The organism is Algoriphagus chordae (assembly GCF_003254055.1).
In the GTDB taxonomy this organism is placed as follows: Bacteria; Bacteroidota; Bacteroidia; order Cytophagales; family Cyclobacteriaceae; genus Algoriphagus; species Algoriphagus chordae.
Genome location: NZ_QKZT01000004.1, coordinates 26,998 through 45,086 on the forward strand (window position 1 = coordinate 26,998; position 18,089 = coordinate 45,086).

The 18,089-nt window shown below is 40.6% G+C and carries 18 protein-coding genes; 7 read left to right on the forward strand and 11 right to left on the reverse strand.

Annotated elements, in window-relative coordinates:
* Position 1 precedes the first annotated feature (1 nt).
* From LV85_RS05475 to pdxA, 9 genes are all read right to left on the reverse strand, one after another.
* Positions 2 to 1,456, reverse strand: coding sequence for a DUF1501 domain-containing protein (locus LV85_RS05475; protein WP_111317192.1), 1,455 nt, complete (start codon positions 1,454 to 1,456; stop codon positions 2 to 4).
* A 1-nt stretch (position 1,457) separates the two neighbouring features.
* Entirely contained in the window at positions 1,458 to 3,770 is a 2,313-nt protein-coding gene (locus tag LV85_RS05480; protein WP_111317193.1) for a PSD1 and planctomycete cytochrome C domain-containing protein, read from the reverse strand.
* 253 nt (positions 3,771 to 4,023) lie between these two features.
* A complete protein-coding gene (gene accC / locus LV85_RS05485) occupies positions 4,024 to 5,373 on the reverse strand; it encodes an acetyl-CoA carboxylase biotin carboxylase subunit (protein ID WP_111317194.1) in 1,350 nt (449 codons plus the stop codon).
* Positions 5,374 to 5,397: 24 nt separating this feature from the next.
* Positions 5,398 to 5,865 carry an acetyl-CoA carboxylase biotin carboxyl carrier protein gene (gene accB / locus LV85_RS05490; protein WP_111317195.1) on the reverse strand — a complete coding sequence of 156 codons (468 nt, stop codon included), beginning with the start codon at positions 5,863 to 5,865 and terminating at the stop codon, positions 5,398 to 5,400.
* 96 nt (positions 5,866 to 5,961) lie between these two features.
* On the reverse strand, positions 5,962 to 6,525 hold the full coding sequence (efp, locus tag LV85_RS05495) for an elongation factor P (RefSeq protein WP_111317196.1): 564 nt from the start codon (positions 6,523 to 6,525) through the stop codon (positions 5,962 to 5,964).
* 31 nt (positions 6,526 to 6,556) lie between these two features.
* Complete coding sequence (locus LV85_RS05500) at positions 6,557 to 7,555, reverse strand: beta-ketoacyl-ACP synthase III (protein ID WP_111317197.1); 999 nt, start codon at positions 7,553 to 7,555, stop codon at positions 6,557 to 6,559.
* A 231-nt stretch (positions 7,556 to 7,786) separates the two neighbouring features.
* Positions 7,787 to 7,978, reverse strand: a complete 192-nt coding sequence (rpmF, locus tag LV85_RS05505) for a 50S ribosomal protein L32 (protein WP_057938136.1) — start codon at positions 7,976 to 7,978, stop codon at positions 7,787 to 7,789.
* Positions 7,979 to 7,996: 18 nt separating this feature from the next.
* On the reverse strand, positions 7,997 to 8,569 hold the full coding sequence (locus tag LV85_RS05510; RefSeq protein WP_111317198.1) for a YceD family protein: 573 nt from the start codon (positions 8,567 to 8,569) through the stop codon (positions 7,997 to 7,999).
* Between the two features lie 88 nt (positions 8,570 to 8,657).
* Positions 8,658 to 9,680, reverse strand: a complete 1,023-nt coding sequence (pdxA, locus tag LV85_RS05515) for a 4-hydroxythreonine-4-phosphate dehydrogenase PdxA (RefSeq protein ID WP_111317199.1) — start codon at positions 9,678 to 9,680, stop codon at positions 8,658 to 8,660.
* 120 nt (positions 9,681 to 9,800) lie between these two features.
* Here pdxA and rsmA point away from each other — a divergent pair, with 120 nt between their 5' ends.
* The 7 genes from rsmA (at position 9,801) to LV85_RS05550 (ending at position 15,672) form a co-directional block, all read left to right on the forward strand.
* On the forward strand, positions 9,801 to 10,586 hold the full coding sequence (gene rsmA, locus LV85_RS05520; protein ID WP_111317200.1) for a 16S rRNA (adenine(1518)-N(6)/adenine(1519)-N(6))-dimethyltransferase RsmA: 786 nt from the start codon (positions 9,801 to 9,803) through the stop codon (positions 10,584 to 10,586).
* Entirely contained in the window at positions 10,573 to 11,940 is a 1,368-nt protein-coding gene (mgtE, locus tag LV85_RS05525) for a magnesium transporter (RefSeq protein WP_111317201.1), read from the forward strand. The genes rsmA and mgtE overlap by 14 nt, the downstream gene beginning before the upstream one ends.
* Before the next feature lie 10 nt (positions 11,941 to 11,950).
* Positions 11,951 to 12,886: a 2-hydroxyacid dehydrogenase gene (locus tag LV85_RS05530; RefSeq protein ID WP_111317202.1), complete on the forward strand. Its 936-nt coding sequence runs from the start codon at positions 11,951 to 11,953 to the stop codon at positions 12,884 to 12,886.
* A 387-nt stretch (positions 12,887 to 13,273) separates the two neighbouring features.
* Complete coding sequence (locus LV85_RS05535) at positions 13,274 to 13,657, forward strand: hypothetical protein (RefSeq protein ID WP_146260435.1); 384 nt, start codon at positions 13,274 to 13,276, stop codon at positions 13,655 to 13,657.
* Between the two features lie 190 nt (positions 13,658 to 13,847).
* A complete protein-coding gene (locus tag LV85_RS05540) occupies positions 13,848 to 14,558 on the forward strand; it encodes a DUF421 domain-containing protein (protein WP_111317204.1) in 711 nt (236 codons plus the stop codon).
* 207 nt (positions 14,559 to 14,765) lie between these two features.
* Entirely contained in the window at positions 14,766 to 15,239 is a 474-nt protein-coding gene (greA, locus tag LV85_RS05545) for a transcription elongation factor GreA (protein WP_111317205.1), read from the forward strand.
* A 40-nt stretch (positions 15,240 to 15,279) separates the two neighbouring features.
* Positions 15,280 to 15,672, forward strand: coding sequence for an HIT family protein (locus LV85_RS05550; protein ID WP_111317206.1), 393 nt, complete (start codon positions 15,280 to 15,282; stop codon positions 15,670 to 15,672).
* A 173-nt stretch (positions 15,673 to 15,845) separates the two neighbouring features.
* Here the strand turns inward: LV85_RS05550 and LV85_RS05555 are convergent, their stop codons facing one another.
* Positions 15,846 to 16,709 (reverse strand): carbohydrate kinase family protein, encoded by an 864-nt coding sequence (locus tag LV85_RS05555; protein ID WP_111317207.1) that lies wholly within the window; start codon positions 16,707 to 16,709, stop codon positions 15,846 to 15,848.
* On the reverse strand, positions 16,699 to 18,045 hold the full coding sequence (locus LV85_RS05560; protein ID WP_111317208.1) for a sugar porter family MFS transporter: 1,347 nt from the start codon (positions 18,043 to 18,045) through the stop codon (positions 16,699 to 16,701). The genes LV85_RS05555 and LV85_RS05560 overlap by 11 nt, the downstream gene beginning before the upstream one ends.
* Between the last annotated feature and the right edge of the window lie 44 nt (positions 18,046 to 18,089).

Sequence of the window (18,089 nt, forward strand, 5' to 3'; positions counted from 1 at the left end):
TCTAAGCAATTAAGTCTTTTACTACTTTGCCCGAAACATCTGTCAGTCGATACCTTCTGCCTAGGTGCTTGTATGTCATGCGCTCGTGGTCGATTCCCATAAGGTGAAGCATGGTAGCTTGGAAATCATGAACGTGCACTGGGTTTTCTGTGATATTGTAGCCAAACTCATCTGTCTCGCCATAGACCATACCGGATTTCACTCCTCCGCCTGCCATCCAGATAGAGAATGCACGTGGATGATGATCACGACCATAATTATCCACTATTATTTTGCCTTGACAGTAATTTGTTCGTCCAAATTCTCCACCCCAAATTACTAATGTTTCATCCAATAAGCCTCTTTGCTTCAAGTCTGTAATTAGCGCCGCAGAAGCCTGATCAACATCTTCTGCTTGTAGTCGCATTTCATTTGGCAAATTACCATGCTGATCCCATCCTTGATGATAGAGTTGCACGAAACGAACGCCACTTTCTGATAGTTTTCTAGCCAAAAGGCAATTCGCTGCATAAGTGCCAGGAACCAAACAATCTGGTCCATAAAGCTTGATAATACTTTCTGGCTCTTTAGAAACATCAGTCATTTCTGGTACTGCTGTTTGCATTCTATAGGCCATTTCATACTGCTTTACTTTTGCCGAAATCTCAGGATCATTGAATTGCTGCATGCTCAGGTTATTCATCTCCGCAATCTTATCGATCATTTTGCGTCGTTCTGAGCGACTCATTGATTCTGGATCCTTGAGGTAAAGCACTGGATCTTCCGAATTGGAAAATTGAACACCTTGGTGAGTAGCGTCGAGGAAGCCATTGCTCCAAAGTTTGGAATAAACACCTTGTCCATTTCCACGTCCACGACTAAGCAATACAGAAAAGGCTGGGAGATTGCTGTTCTCAGATCCTAGACCATAGCTCAGCCAAGAACCCATACTTGGGCGATTTCCTACCTGAGCTCCAGTCTGGAAAAAGGTAAGTGCTGGATCATGGTTGATTGCGTCGGTGTGCATGGATTTGACAATACAAATGTCATCAACAATTCCTGCAGTATGTGGGAAGACCTCAGATATCCAAGCTCTTGATTCTCCGTATTGATCAAATTTATAGTGCGAACCTACCAAAGGAAAAGAGGCTTGACCAGCGGTCATTCCTGTAAGTCGCTGCGTGCCACGAATGGATTCGGGTAGTTCTTCGCCCATTCGCTTATTCAACTCTGGCTTATAATCGAAAGATTCTAGTTGACTAGGAGCGCCATTCTGAAAGAGATATATGACTCTTTTAGCTTTGGGTGCAAAGTGAGGAAGGGCATTCATCATGGCTTCTTCAGCTTCAGATTTTCCTGAGAAAAGTTCAGGAACCAAAAGAGATCCTAGTGCTAGGCTACCAACCCCAAGGCTAAGTCTGGATAGAAATTTCCTTCGATTATGATTGAGTCCTTCTTCTAATATTTCCTTTTCCATGTCAGCTCTTCGTAATGGTTTCTTCCAGATTGTAAATACTCACGATCACTTGCATAAGCGCGGCAGTTTCTGGATTGATATTTTTTTCTTCCAGAGGAAATTCTCCTACACTTAATGTAGGAAGTACCTGGTCTGGATTTTCTTTGAATCTATCTAATTGATTTTCGTAGTAGGAGAGTAGTATAGACATCTCCTCGCTGCTCATATCTCTACAAACGATGCGTTTGAATGAGGTGGAAATAGCATTTTCTTCGTCTGTATTCTCATCCCACATTTTGCTAGCAAGAACACGTGATGCTTCGAGTATCATCGGATCATTCATCATGACAAGCGCTTGCAAAGGAGTGTTTGTCCTGTTTCTGCCTATTTCACAGCGATCTCTATTACTAGAATCAAAGATGATTGCCTTAGGAGGAGGGACTGTTAGTTTGATGAAATTGTATAAACCTCGGCGATAGAGTTTGTCACCTTTATCTTGTATGTAGGTTGCCAAGACACCTCTTCCAGAAGTAGCAGCCTCCCAGATTCCTTCAGGCATATATGGCTTGAGACTTGGACCACCTAGCTTTCTTACCAACAATCCACTACTTGCCAAAACTAAATCTTGGATGTTTTCAGCAGGTAATCGAAGCCGAGGCGCTCGTGCTAGATATAAGTTGGCGGGGTCAGTATTGAGATGCTTTTCGGTTATTACAGCTGACTGCTTGTAGGTGGCCGAACTTAGGATTTGCTTCAATAAGCGTTTGATATCCCAACCATTTTCCATAAAATCAACTGCCAACCAATCCAACAATTCAGGATGAGTAGGTAGATCACCTTGCATGCCAAAGTCACCAGCAGATTTTACTATACCTTGACCGAAGATTTCCTGCCACATCAAGTTTACAAATACTCTAGCCGTTAGCGGGTTTTCTCTAGCAGTAATCCATTTAGCCAGACCTAGACGGTTCTTTTCCAAGTCTTCTGGAAAATCCATAATAGAACTAGGAGTGGAAGGTTCCACTTCTACCGTTGGCGCATCATAAACTCCCCGATCAAGAATGTAGGTTGGGCGCTGCTCATCCAATTCACCCATCACTGAGATACTTAGCTTGGATGTATCTGCATAATTGATAAAACTCATAATACCTGAAATATCTTCCTGATCTACAAAGAGGATAGGGGTTTTGGCAGGCTTGGATTGAGAGACATCGCCTTGATATCCTTTTTCAGGCGTATTATTGAAAAAGGCAAACATCTCAAAATATTCTTTCTGAGAGAATGGATCATATTTATGATCATGACACTGGGCGCACTCCATAGTAATCCCCAAAAGTCCCTTGCTCACGGTGTTTGTCTTGTCAAGTACATATTCGATTCGGTACTCTTCATCGATTACGCCACCTTCTTCAGTGTACTTATGATTTCTATTGAAGGCTGTCGCCAAAATCTGTTCTTTATTAGCATCAGGCAAAAGATCTCCTGCAAGTTGCCAAGTGACAAATTGATCATAGGACATGTTCTCATTGAATGCATGAATCACCCAATCGCGATATGGCCACTGTGTACGGATATTGTCATCCTGATAGCCGTAACTATCTGAATACCTCGATATATCCATCCAAAGAATTGCCATTTTCTCACCAAAACCTGGATCGTCTAATAAGCCATCGAGTAAATCCTCGTATGAAAGATCACCTGAAAAATCGCCAAATCTATCCAAAAGCTCAGGGCTTGGAGGTAGACCTGTAAGGTCTAAACTTGCTCTTTTTATTAATTCGTAAGATTTAGCTTCAGGATTAGGTTGAAGACCTTTCTCCCTCATTTTCTTCAAAGTGAAGCGATCTATTTCATTGATGGTCCAATCAGTTTCGTTGGGAAGAGCTGCTTTTTCAGCTTTTGCAAAAGCCCAATGTGGTTCATATTTGGCTCCTTGCTCGATCCATTTCTTGATTAGCTGAATTTCCGTATCGGATAGGGCAAGATTAGATTCTGGCGGAGGCATCAACTCCCCCGGATCCTCGGAAATGATTCTATGGTATACTGTCGATTCCTCCAAGCTTCCAGGCTTTATCACAACCTGATTTGGATCTTCTTTCAGAGCTGCGTAGGCTCCCTCTTCTGTATCAAGGCGTAGATCAGATTCACGTTTATTTGCATCTGGACCATGGCAAACGAAGCATTTGTCAGAAAGAATTGGTCGTATATGGAAGTTATAACTTACCTGTTCGATTTCTGATAGCTGAATTTCATCGCTTTGGTTTGAACCGCAACTAATTAGTGCGCTGCCAAAACCAAGGAACAGGAACAGTCTAAGAATTTGAGAAGGATTCATTTTTGGGTTTAATCGATGTGATAATCAGGCTCAAACTAGCGATAATTTGATCAAAAGTCATCCTGAATTCTGGATTATTCTTTTTCTTTTTTGACAAAAGGAAAAAAACTTAAGTTAAAATATTGATGAATAGAATAATGTTTTGTGATTTTTGAAGAAAAAGATTCTTGGTATTGTAGATTGAAATCACAATTTCCTATAAATAGAAAAAGCTGCCCAGATGGACAGCTTTTTCTATTTCAATATGTTTGATTTATCCTTTGATCACGGAGAAATCAAAGTCTTCCAAGAACTTCGTAGTGAAGTTTCCTGCTTTGAATTGTTCGTTTTCCAAAAGTGCGATATGGAAAGGAATGGTTGTTTTGACGCCATCAATTACAAATTCCTCTAAGGCTCTTTTCATTCTTACGATCACTTCTTCTCTGGATTGACCGCTGACAATCAGCTTGGCAATCATGGAATCGTAATTAGGAGGAATCACATAGCCTGCATATACATGGGAATCAATTCTCACCCCGCGCCCACCTGGAACATGAAGGTTATTAATCTTTCCTGGACTAGGTCTGAATCCATGTGCCGGATCTTCTGCATTGATTCTACATTCCATTGCGTACAGCTTAGGGTAGTAGTTTTTTCCTGAAATAGTATTTCCAGCAGCCACTTTGATTTGTTCTTTGATCAAGTCAAAATCGGTTACCTCTTCCGTGATAGGATGCTCTACCTGAATACGAGTATTCATTTCCATAAAGAAGAAGTTGCGATGCTTGTCAACAAGGAACTCGACAGTACCTGCACCTTCGTAGCCAATGGCTTCAGCTCCTTTGATAGCAGCCTTGCCCATTTCTTCACGTAATTCATCCGTGATAAAAGGAGAAGGAGTTTCTTCGATCAGTTTTTGATGTCTTCTTTGGATAGAACAATCACGCTCTGAAAGGTGACAAGCTTTACCTGTTTTGTCTCCGATAATCTGAATCTCAATGTGGCGAGGTTCTTCTACAAATTTCTCAAGATACAAACCATCATTTCCGAAAGCGGCACCTGATTCCATTCTTGCATCATCCCAAGCTTTTTTGAAACCGGATTCTTCCTTCACAATTCGCATTCCTCGTCCACCACCACCGGCAGTTGCTTTTAGAATGACGGGATATCCCATTTCATTGGCGAGAGTAACACCTTGCTCCATGGATTCCAAAATCCCTTCAGAGCCAGGGATTGTAGGCACTCCAGCAGCTTTCATCGTAGCCTTGGCAGTAGCCTTGTCACCCATTTGATTGATCATCTCAGCACTGGCACCGATAAATTTGATTCCGTATTCTTCACAGATTTTGGAAAATTCTGCATTTTCAGAAAGGAATCCGTAACCAGGGTGAATAGCATCTGCATTGGTGATTTCTGCAGCGGCAATAATTCTTGGAATATTCAAGTAAGAATCTCGACTAGGAGCAGGGCCTATGCAGACAGCTTCATCAGCAAATCTGACATGTAAACTGTCTTTGTCCGCAGTGGAATAAACGGCTACGGTTTCAATTCCCATCTCTTTGCAAGTACGGATGATCCTAAGCGCAATTTCACCTCTGTTGGCGATAAGTATTTTTTTAAACACAGCTATTTATTTTTAGTGAAAAAATTAACCCGCTGGATCTACAAGGAATAATGGTTGATCGTATTCTACAGGGGTAGAATTGCTCACCAAGATTTTGACGATTTTACCAGAGATCTCAGATTCGATTTCATTGAAAAGCTTCATTGCTTCGATGATACAAACAGTGTCACCAGTTTTGACGGAATCTCCAACAGCTACAAATGGATCTGCATCTGGACTAGAGGTCATGTAGAATGTACCAATCATAGGTGATTTGATCTCCACCAAATTGGAAGGAGTAGGTTCCGCTGCAGCTGGAGCAGGTGCTGCTGCTGGAGCGGGTGCAGAAACAGCTGCAGGTGCAGGAGCTGCGGCCACTTCTACCATTCTCGGTGCAGATGATTCTGCATATTTTTTAATTGAAAGTTCAAACTCGTCAGTTTTGATTTTAACTTCCGCCAAACCAGAATTGGAGATATAATCGATAAGCTCTTGAATCTCTTTTGCTTTCATAGGTCTATTATTTATTGGGGCCCAAAGGCAATTTTTTTAAATGGGGATAAAAGAATAAAGCTGTGTAATTTAAAAAAATCACACAGCTAAACTAAGTTATTTTACTCTTTCTGAGTAAGAACCATCTCTGGTGTCTACTTTGATCATGATGTCTTGCTCTACGAACAGGGGCACCATTACGGTTGCGCCAGTTTCTACAGTAGCTGCTTTCAAGGCATTAGTTGCAGTGTCACCCTTGATACCAGGTTCGGTGTAAGTGATCATCAATTCTACAAAAGGAGGGAGCTCTACGGCAAGAGGAGTTTCTGTTTCGTCATGAATCAAAATATCCACGAATTGTCCGTCTTTCAGTAGGTTAGCTCTATCGATCAGTTTTTCTTCAATAGAAATCTGCTCAAAATTATTGGTGTCCATGAAGTTGTAGCCCATATCATCAGCATATAGGAACTGATGTGGTCTTTTCTCCACTCTTGCTGTTTCTATTTTCTCTCCAGCATTGAAAGTTTTGTCAAGCGTTTTTCCAGAAGTGATTCCTTTCATCTTCGTTCTGACAAATGCTGGACCTTTTCCTGGTTTGACATGCTGAAACTCTACGATAGTGTAGATGTCATTATTTATGATCAGACAAAGTCCGTTTTTAAAATCTGAAGTACTAGCCATAAAATTATTATCGTATTATTTTCTTAAACACTTATTTCGGATCGTATCCCCATTTGAGGAATATTGAGCCCCAAGTAAAGCCGCCACCAAATGCTGCGAGTATCAAGTTATCGCCTTTTTTTAGTTGGCTTTCATAATCCCAAAGACATAATGGCAATGTAGCAGCTGTGGTGTTTCCGTATTTTTCAATGTTTATCATAACCTTGTCCGGTCCGATTCCCATTCGGTTAGCTGTAGCGTTGATAATTCTCATATTCGCCTGATGAGGTACTAGCCAAGCGATATCATCTCCGGTAAGGTTGTTTTTCTCCATTACCTCTGCACTGACATCTGCCATATTAGTAACAGCAAATTTGAATACTGTAGAGCCTTCCTGGAAAGCATAGTGTTCATTTGCATCTAGCGTTTGCTGGGTGGCAGGTCTGCGACTTCCGCCTGCCTTCATATGTAGGTATGGAGCTCCAGATCCATCTGATCTAAGGATTGCATCCATTATGCCTAAGTCTTCGGTAGTTGGCTCAAGCATCACCGCCCCGGCACCATCTCCGAAAAGTATGCAAGTAGTTCGGTCTTGGTAGTTGACTATGGACGACATCTTATCCGCGCCCACGATTATTACTTTCTTGTGAGTGCCTGTCTGGATAAATTGGCTACCCATTTGAAGGGCATATAAGAAACCAGAGCATGCTGCACCAATATCAAAGCTGTAGCTTTTCTTAGCTCCTACAATATCGGCTATGATATTCGCAGTAGCAGGAAAAGGCATATCTGGCGTAACTGTCGCACAAATAATCAAATCTACATCTAAAGGATCAGTACCAGTTTTTTCCAAAAGGCCTTTTACAGCTTCGGCGCCCATTACTGAGCTGCCTTGGTCTTCGCCTTTTAGTATTCTTCTTTCTTTTATTCCTGTCCTTGAGACGATCCACTCGTCATTCGTTTCCACGAGTTTCTCAAGTTCTTTGTTAGTCAACCTGTATTCCGGAACGTAACCTTGTATTCCGGTGATCATGGCTCTGAGTTTGTCCATTATGCTGGGTTTAAGCTAAGATGATCAAATCAAAATCATCTCAAACTGTATGTTATGGATGTGTTCTATCCTGTAAGGAAGGCAAAAATATTACAATTGTCATTCTCTACCAAAAGAAATCCATCAATGGAAGTTAATGGGTTTGATTGTCAAGTGCTTTGCTTGGGGTAAAAAACAAAAAAAATCCATTCGCAATAGGCGAATGGATTTTTATAAGATTCAGTTGCTTGATTAAGCTAAGATTTCTTTCTCGATGATAACTTGTCCTTTGTAGTACAATTTACCGTCCAACCAGAAAGCTCTGTGTGGTAAGTGCATTTCGCCTGTAGTAGGGCATTTTGCCAAACCTGGAGCCTCCAATTTGTAATGTGTTCTTCTTTTATCTCTTCTGGTTTTCGAGATTTTTCGTTTAGGATGTGCCATTTTATGCGTGGTTTATGATTATTCCTTGTTTTTTAATTTCTTTAAAAGATCCCATCTAGGATCAACTGTACTGTTATTATCTTCTTCGGCTTCTGATTCATCGTCAGAGTCATCAGAATTTTGCCCATCTATATAAGCGTAAATCCCTTCTCCTTCGTAATCCTCATCATCCATTTCGTTTCTGTAATCAGGATGAATTTTCTTTGCGGGCAAAGCAAGCAAAATAAATTCATAAATCAACTGAGCCACATTGACCTTCGGGGTGTCCCGAGTAATCATGTTGACATTTTCGTCGATTTCTTTTTCTTCAGAGCCAAACTTGTAGATCATCTTTTCATGAAAATCTAAAGGCTCTTCAAAAGACTCCAGACTTCTATCACAGGTCAAAGTTACCTTACCCGCGATGTGAAAATCCATTTCAATCAAATTGGCTCCGACTTTCATTTTGATCCGTACGATCAAATTGCCTTTTTGGACCAGTTCATTGTCTTCGAAATGCTGGAAAAATGAATCTCCAATTTCGAAGTCAATTTCGTGAGTGCCTTCGAGGAACTTAATGACCTCAATATCAAATGTTCTCCAGAATTTCACGATACCTCCTCTCGATTTAAGACCGCAAAAATAGTGAATTATTATATCAGGATGAAAGAGATTTTGAAATAATCTTTGGTTTTTCTTCTCAATCCTCTGATTCTTGTGGGTTATGTAATTCAATAATGTCTGCTGCTAAGAATATTGCAGCTCTCATAGAGCCTTCGTCAGCAACGTTTTTACCTGCAATATTGTAGGCAGTGCCATGATCAGGAGAGGTTCTCACTACAGGCAATCCAGCGGTGAAATTCACTCCAGTGCTGAATGCCAAAGATTTGAAAGGTACCAGACCTTGATCATGATACATGGCCAGAACGCCATCAAATTTGGTTTGATGCGCCATTCCGAAAAAGCCATCGGCAGGATAGGGGCCAAAGACCATTTTGTTTTGATCCTTCAGCGCATGAATCGCCGGCTTGATGATTTTTTCCTCTTCCTCACCTAACAGCCCATCTTCTCCTGCATGAGGGTTGAGTCCTAGGATTGCGATTTTCGGCTTATTTATACCAAAGTCCTTTTCTAGACTTTTTATCAAAATTTTAGCTTTTTGATTAATTCTTTCCTGCGTTACATTTTCAGCCACCTTTGCCAAAGGCAGGTGCCCTGTCACTAATCCCACACGCACTTGTTCGGATACCATCAGCATTAAGCTTTCCTTGGCTCCAACCGCCTCAGTAATAAACTCTGTATGTCCAACAAAAGGAAGCTCTTCAGAATTGACATTGTTCTTATTAAGTGGAGCAGTGACCAAAGCTTGAATCTTTCCTTCCTTTAGATCATCAACAGCCATTTTTAATGCTGCTAGCGCAAATTTCCCCGCTTCCTGTGTTTCTGTACCTGGAATTACCTCAGGACATTCTTCAGTCACATTGATTACATTAATGCGCTTGTGCTGTATCTCGTCAATAGACCTGATCTGGTTGAAATTGAAATCTTCAATCCCCAATTGTTTTCGATAGAAAGTAAAAGCCTTGCCATGCGCATAGATCAGCGGAGTAAATTTCTTGTAGGTTCTGTTGTCTAGCAAGGCTTTCATGGTGACTTCGACGCTTATTCCGTTGATGTCGCCAATGCTAATTCCGATTATGGGTTTGATCTTTCGTTGCTGCATAAAGGATGTAAGTTGGATTTGCTAACTGCTTTGGTATTGCTACCGCAACTAAGCTAGTCCTTTAGAATTATTCTCTTAATTTTGAACTTGCAATTTATAAAAATTTATCAGAGCTAACCGATGGAAAAGGTCAAAGCCAAGAAACACTTGGGACAACATTTTTTGACCGATTTAACTATTGCGGAGCAAATAGCGCAAGCGGTCAAAGGGCATTATGAAGTAAACAAAGTCCTTGAAATTGGGCCTGGAATGGGCGTACTTACTGATTTCTTGTTGAAGGGGAAGTTGGATTTATATCTTATCGATATTGATAAGGAGTCTGTTGCTTATCTGCATAAAAAATATCCAGAATTGGGAGATAAGATCATTGAAGGCGATTTTTTGAAAATGCATCTCCAAGAAGCATTTCCAGATAAGTTTGCAATCGTTGGCAATTTCCCTTACAATATTTCTTCTCAGATTTTCTTCAAAGTACTGGATGTAAAAGATCAGGTGAATGAAGTAGTCTGTATGCTTCAAAAAGAAGTGGCAGAACGAATAGCTTCGCCAAAGGGGAATAAATCCTATGGGATATTGTCAGTGCTATTGCAGGCTTATTACGATATAGAATATTTATTTACAGTTCCTCCCCATGTATTTGAGCCTCCGCCTAAAGTGAATTCAGGAGTTATTCGACTGACAAGGAATGCTACGGATAAATTAGATTGTAATGAAAAGCTATTTAAACAAGTAGTGAAGGCAGGTTTTGGAAATAGGCGGAAAACCCTTAGAAACTGTCTCAAGCCCTTTAATCTTCCGCTTGACTTTAATTCAAATCCAATTTTGGATCTTAGAGCTGAGCAATTGGACGTGGCTGATTATATATTTCTGACCCAAACAATCGAAGCTTCTCGTGGAAATAATTAAGCAGTTTGAACTCTCGAAAGAATACTTAGAAAGCCTCCAGCAAGCTATTGAAGCGGAGGATTTAAACTTCATTCAGGAGTCGCTGGATGGAGTGAATGTGGCTGACATTGCTGCGCTGCTCGATGAATTGTCGATGGAGGAGTCCATCTATGTTCTTAGAGTGGTGGATGCGCAGTTAGCAGCAGATATAATTATTGAGCTGGAAGCCACTACTCAGCACAGGGTATTGAAGGAATTGGAAGTCCAAGAAATGGCCAATCTGATTGAGCTGATGGATTCCGATGATGGCGCGGATATTCTGAATCTTTTTCTAGAGCGAGAGCGAGAAGATATCATCAGCCATTTTCAGGATAAAGTAAAATCGGATCAAATACTCGAACTCTTACGCTACGATCAAGACACCGCGGGGGGTATTATGGCGAAGGAATACATTCGCGCCAATAAAAACTGGAACGTAGTTCAGACTATTAATGAGATTCGTCGTCAGGCGGAAAATGTTAATAAGATCTATTCCATTTTTGTTGTAAACAACAGGCAGCAATTAATGGGGATAGTTTCTTTGAAGCGCATTGTCTTGGCATCGGAGGAGACGAAGATCGAAGATATCTATATGGAGGAGGTCATCTCTGTGCCTACCTATATGGACCAGGAAGAAGTGGCAGAGGTTATGCGTAAATATGATTTGGAATCACTGCCTGTAGTCAATAGTAAAAATAAGTTGGTAGGAAGAATCACTGTCGATGATATTCTTGATGTAATTCGCGAAGAGGCTGAAGAAGACATTCAGGCTATGACAGGTGTCTCCGATACGGTCGATGAATATGATAGTGTGATCAAGCTCTCCAAGGCCAGATTGCCATGGTTATTGATAGGTATTTGCGGTGGATTACTTGGAGCGGGGTTTATTGGTTTTTTTGAGGAAGGACTTAGCAAAGTGACAGCACTTGCCTTTTTTATCCCTTTGATCACTGCGACTGGTGGAAATGTGGGGATTCAGACTTCTTCAATAGTGGTACAGTCTCTAGCAAGCAAATCAATTTTTGATGATTCGATGGCAAAGAGATTTCTCAAAGTATTGTTAGTGGCAATTTTAAACGGGTTGATCTTAGCTACATTCGTCTTTGGAGTAGTGGTTTTGTTTTACAAAACCGACGTGGCATTTGCGATGGTTGTATCAATAGCTTTGTTTTCAGTTGTGTTGCTTGCCTCGTTCATGGGGACGATCACACCTATAATCCTGGACAAGATTGGGATAAATCCTGCTTTGGCTTCAGGACCATTTATCACCACAGCCAATGATTTGATTGGGCTTGCGGTTTATTTTTTGGTAGCCATGTCACTATTACATATCTAAACTTATAAAAATGAAGATTCTCATCATCGACGAGATGCACGAAAGTATCATGCCTATACTGGAAAAGGAAGGTCATGAGGTCAGCTACTTACCTGAAATCAGCCGTGAAGAAATCATTTCTACCATAGCGGAATATGAAGGACTTATTATCCGCTCTAAGACTCCGATGGATCGTGATTTATTGGAGAAGGCTACCAAATTGAAGTTTATAGGTAGAGCAGGAGCAGGGTTGGATAAGATAGATTTGGAGTATATGGCCGAAAAAGACATTAAGCTTTTTCATGCAGCCAAAGGCAATCGGGATGCAGTAGCTGAACATGCCATTGGGATGCTCTTGGCATTATTTAATAATGTAGAAAAAGCCGATCAGGAAGTCCGAAAGGGTATCTGGGATAGAGAAGGCAATCGTGGACATGAGCTAGCGGGTAAAACTGTGGGTATTATGGGCTATGGAAATATGGGTAAATCATTTGCTCAGCGACTACAAGGTTTTAAAGTGGATGTCCTCGCTTATGATAAATATAGGATGGATTTTGCGGATGATTTTGTGCAGGAAGTAATGTGGGAAAAACTGAAAGCTGAAGCGGATATTTTGAGTATTCATGTTCCGCTTACAGCAGAAACTAGGGGTTTTTTCACTTTGAAAGAACTCAAAAGTTTTGCTAAACCATTTTGGCTGATCAATACGGCTAGAGGTGAAGTAATCAATTTAAAGACGCTCAATGACGCCCTAGATCAGGGAGTATTGCGAGGTGCCTTGCTGGATGTATTGGAAAATGAAAAATTCCAGAAATTCAATCCTGAGCAAAAAGCTGAATTTGAAAAACTGGCTGCCCGAGACAATGTGATATTTACACCACACGTTGCTGGCTGGACTCATGAATCTTATGTGAAGATTAATAAAGTTTTAGCGAAAAGGATAAAAAAGGCCTTTAAAGAAGTCTGATATTTTTTGAAAGTAGGGCAGATGTAACTGTGTTTCTTTGGTATTACCCTATAATACCAAAAGTCAACATTTTGGGAAATAAAGGACTCATTATGAGTTTGTTGAATGTGTGAGTTTACTTGTCGAAGTTAGGCTTTTTGGGTTAATTATTTGAGATGTCATTTTTCTGTATTCAATATTTTTTCAAACAATAGTATGGATTTTTATGAGTTTATTTCGCTTAGCTGTTGGGATTTGGGTTTTTTCAATTGTTTATTTTGAAATCTGAGATGTCAACTATGGGTCCTCTTTAGGTTTTTTTCTGAGAGAAAAGAATTGGGTTGGATTTTGGATTCCAAAATCAAAAGAAGTTTATGCTTCCAAATAGGAAATAAAACTACCTCAACTATGAAAACGCATTTATTTATAAGCCTAGCCACCGCTGCCTTCCTGACGGTTTCCTGTGGCGAGAAATCTGAAAAGGCCTATGAAAAGAGTATAGATGCTCAGAATGAAATGAGCGGAGCTTTACATGAATCGGATACCAATGTTGTAAAGCGAGATGGAACGCTACTCTCAGGGGCAATGGATCAAACAGATTCTATAACACTTCCGCCTCCTGTTCTTGAGGCTATTGAGAAGAATGATGCTGTTTCTATGGATGAAATTACAAACAAGAGGATTTTTGAAGAGGATGGAAAAACCTATTATTCTGTAACATTCACGACGAAAGGAGAACAATCCTTAACCATTATTTACGATGAAGACGGGAAAACAAAGTCACTAGACTAAACTATAAATAAATGATGATGCCTCCCTTGACCGGCTATTAGGCTTCGAGTTGTTTACTTGAATTAAGGGTTAACTTTTAAAGAGGTATGACCGTGAAAGTAGGCCGATTATAGATTCAGAGCTACTTAATTGAAGCATGAATATAAGCTACAGTCGCGAGGAGGCGCCATCATTTTCCATTTAATAGGCTATGGAATCCGCAGAATCACTTGAGCTGTTTGATGTAAGGAGACTCCTGATCGGTGAAGAGATTCCATATGCATTTTTGTGGGAAGTGCTCGCACGCACCACAATCATGTTTTTTATAGTGCTTTTTGTACTGCGTTTGTCGGGCAAGCGAGGCATCAAGCAACTCTCAGTATTTGAACTGGCTATCATTATATCGCTAGGCTCTGCTGCTGGTGACCCTATGTTTTATGAGGATGTTGCTTTGCTACCTGCTATTTTAGTATTCGTGATAGTAATTAGCCTATACAAGTTCATTACTTACCTTACCGGAAGGTTTGAAAAGGTAGAGGAGTTTGTAGAGGGTAAGCCTGTCAAATTGATAGAAAATGGTCGAATTCTCTATCAATCATTTCGAAAAGAATCTTTGGCTTACAATGAGTTATTTTCACAACTAAGACAAAATAGCGTGTCGCATCTCGGGCAAGTTGAATTAGCCTACCTAGAGACTTCTGGGGATTTAAGTGTCTTTTATTTTCCTGATGAGAAAGTTCTTTTCGGTTTGCCGATATTGCCTAATATTTATGATTTTCCATGTAAGGAATTTAAAGAAGGGAAGCTGTATAGTTGTACACACTGCGGAGAGATCGAAATAGAGCTTAATGAAAACACAGCATGCCAAATATGTGGTGAGCAAGACTGGTTAGTTGCTATAAATGAACCAAGATTGAAATAGTATCGATTCAGGGAATTTTTCAACTACTACATTATATAGTTTTAAAGGGTTTTTAAAAGATGCTTTAGAGAAGCAAGATTAAAAACCTGCTTTGCTTTGTTTCAAAAGCTTTGTTACCTTTGAAGTTCAAATACAAGTTAAAAACAAGGTAACGGTCCCGTCTTGCGACCGTTACTTTGTTTTTGTGGCTTTTTAATAGAGTAGATTATGGGAACAATACAATACTATACTGAAGAAGGTTTAAAGCGATTGAAGGACGAACTTCAAATGCTTAGAACGAAGGGCAGAACTGATATATCTAATCAGATCGCTGAAGCTAGGGACAAGGGTGATCTAAGCGAGAATGCTGAATATGATGCCGCAAAGGACGCACAGGGACACTTGGAGCTTAAGATCGCGAAATTGGAGAAAGTAGTGGGAAATGCAAGAGTTCTTGACAGTTCTCAGCTGGACACTTCCAAGGTAGGAATCTTGACTACGGTGAAGATTAAAAATGTGAAAAACGGTATGACGGTAAGCTATACCTTGGTATCTGAGGAAGAAGCTGATTTGAAAGCTGGAAAGATTTCACTGGCTTCTCCATTTGGAAAAGGCCTGGTAGGCAAAAAAATAGGTGATATCGCAGAGGTAGTTGCTCCAGCAGGAACACTTCAATTTGAAATATTAGATATTACATTCTAACACAATCCCGGCGTTTGTCGGGATTTTTATTTTCATAGCTATGGCTTCAATTTTCACTAAAATCATCAACAGAGAAATTCCCGCTCAAATCGTAGCTGAGGATGAAAATTACATTGCTTTCCTAGACATCATGCCTTTAGTCAAAGGCCATGTGCTAGTTGTCCCCAAGCAAGAAGTCGATTACATTTTTGATTTGGAGCCTGAAGTGCTTTCTGGCTTACATATTTTTGCGCAGCGAGTTGCGAAAGCCATTGACAAAACCATCAAATGCACACGAGTAGGAGTGGCTGTGATCGGCCTTGAAGTTCCCCATGTGCATGTACATCTCGTGCCGTTAAATTCCATGGATGATATCAATTTCACTCGTGAGAAGCTGAAGTTGAGTAAAGAGGAATTGGGGGAGATAGCGGATCGGATTAAAGGAGGGTTTTGAAAGTAAGAATTGATAAGTCCCAGTGATCAGTGTTCAGTCGCGGTCTCAGTGATCAGTTTATAAACTCTGTAGTTATTCAGGGTAATTTTTTTAATACAACCTGATGAGTTTTGAAAATTAAGGCTGAACACTGCGACTGATCACTTAAACCTTCTAAATGCGACTGACCACTTTTACAGATCCGAAACCTCATACCTCTGCGTTCCTCCTTTTTTGCTGGCGACGAAAGCACCCAATTTACAGGCGAAATCCAATACCTGATCCAATGGCTGATCTTCTAGATAGGTTTTGATAAAACCAGAGAGAAATGCATCTCCAGCTCCTATGCTATCGGCAACTTTGACTTTGTATCCATCATGCTGGATGATTTCTCCTGATTTGTATATTAGAGCGCCTTTGGCACCAAGAGTTACACAGATCAAATCCATAGGAAAATGTTTGTCTAGATAGCCACAGACACTTTTTATGCTAGATTCTATATCAAAGTAATCAGCAAAAATCTCCAATTCATCCTCGTTGATCTTAAGAATATCTGTGAAGCCAAGTAAGGTTTCGATGATCTCAAAATCATAATAAGGAGGACGGAAGTTTACATCAAAAATGCGTTTGGTCTTATGACGAAGTAACTTGAGTAGGGTGGTTAGGCTTTTAGAATTACGAACACCAAGTGTTCCAAATACAAAGGCATCCGAAATAGCAACAGCCTCATCTATTTCAGTATTCCACTGAATGAAATCCCATGCTACCGGAGATATGATAGTGTATTTGATGTTTTCAGGATCACCATCGTTCACCAACACTCTCGAAGTCTCGTGTTCGGAACTGTGTTGAATCAAATTCAACGGGAGATTGAATGTGGCCAGGAATTCAATAAGTTTCTGACCATCAGAATCTTCTCCTATAGCGGAAATTAATCTACTATCTAAACCGAGCTGATGAAGATTCAGCGTGACATTCATAGGAGCTCCGCCAGGTACTGCCCCAGATGGCAAGCAGTCCCATAGCATTTCTCCGAATATGACTACTTTATGCTGCATCGGTATTGTGTAAATCTTGTTGGATTTCCTCTAGAGAACGACCTTTGGTTTCTGGCATTTTATATTTGACCCAAAGTAGTTGCCAAACCATCATTACAGCGAAGAATGCGAAGATGTATCCGGGGCCAAATTGAGTGGCAAAATATGGGAAGACATTGGCTATCAATGCTGCAAGAATCCAGTGTGTAAAACAACCGATAGATTGTCCGTAAGCACGAAGTTCATTAGGGAATACTTCGGAGATAAATACCCAAATCACAGCTCCTTGACCCACAGCATGAGATGCAATAAAGGCAAATACAAATATGGGTAGCCAGAAGTTGTCTATGCCGCCGACAAGGAAATTGTATGACATCAGTGAAAGCGAAATGATGTAGCCAATCGAGCCGATGTACATCAGTTTTTTTCTACCGATTCTATCGATCAAATACAAGCCTACAAAGGTTGCTAGGAGATTAATCACCCCTATTCCTATGGTGGAGAAGAGGGCAGACTCCGTGGATATTCCTGCCATTTCAAATACTCTTGGAGCAAAGTAAATGATGGCATTGATGCCCGAAACTTGGTTGAAAAAAGCAATGAAAATGGCCAGCATGGTGGTGGACATAAATGCTTTAGTGAATAGGGCAGAGAAACTACCTTTTTGCTTGATAGTTTGCTCTTCAATTACAGCCAATCGAATCGCTTCATCTACTCCATCTGGATCAGTTCTAGTTAGGATTTCTCTGGCTTTTACCTGATCGTTGAATTTTGAAATCAACCAGCGAGGACTTTCAGGGATTCTGAAGATCATAGCAGAATATATCAGAGCTGGTATTGCTTCTACTCCAAGCATCCATCTCCAGTCGTTTGCAATGCCCGCTGTACCTATTAGATAGTTTGATAAATAGGCGATCAGAATACCGAATACGATATTGAATTGGTAGAGAGCAACTAATAATCCTCTGTTTTTGGCAGGAGCGATTTCAGAGATATACATAGGAGCAACTACAGATGAAGCGCCTACGCCCAGTCCTCCTATAAACCTAAAAAACATAAATGAATAGGGATCTGGTGCCATTCCAGAGCCTAAAGCCGATATTAGGTATAATGCACCGATCCAGAGTAAACTTTTCTTCCTTCCAAATTTATCCGCTGGAACTCCTCCGAATAATGCTCCAATCACAGTGCCATAGAGTGCCATGGCAATAGCCAAACCATGTGCAAGATCACCCAGCCCCCAGACATCCTGAATGGCACGCTCCGCACCAGAAATCACGGCTGTGTCAAATCCGAATAGGAAACCGCCTAAAGCTGCGGTAATGGATAGAAAGAATGCGTATTGTTTGGAATTCATCGATTCTGGGTTTAGTAAAGTTTGCTAAACTAACCAGAAGCGGA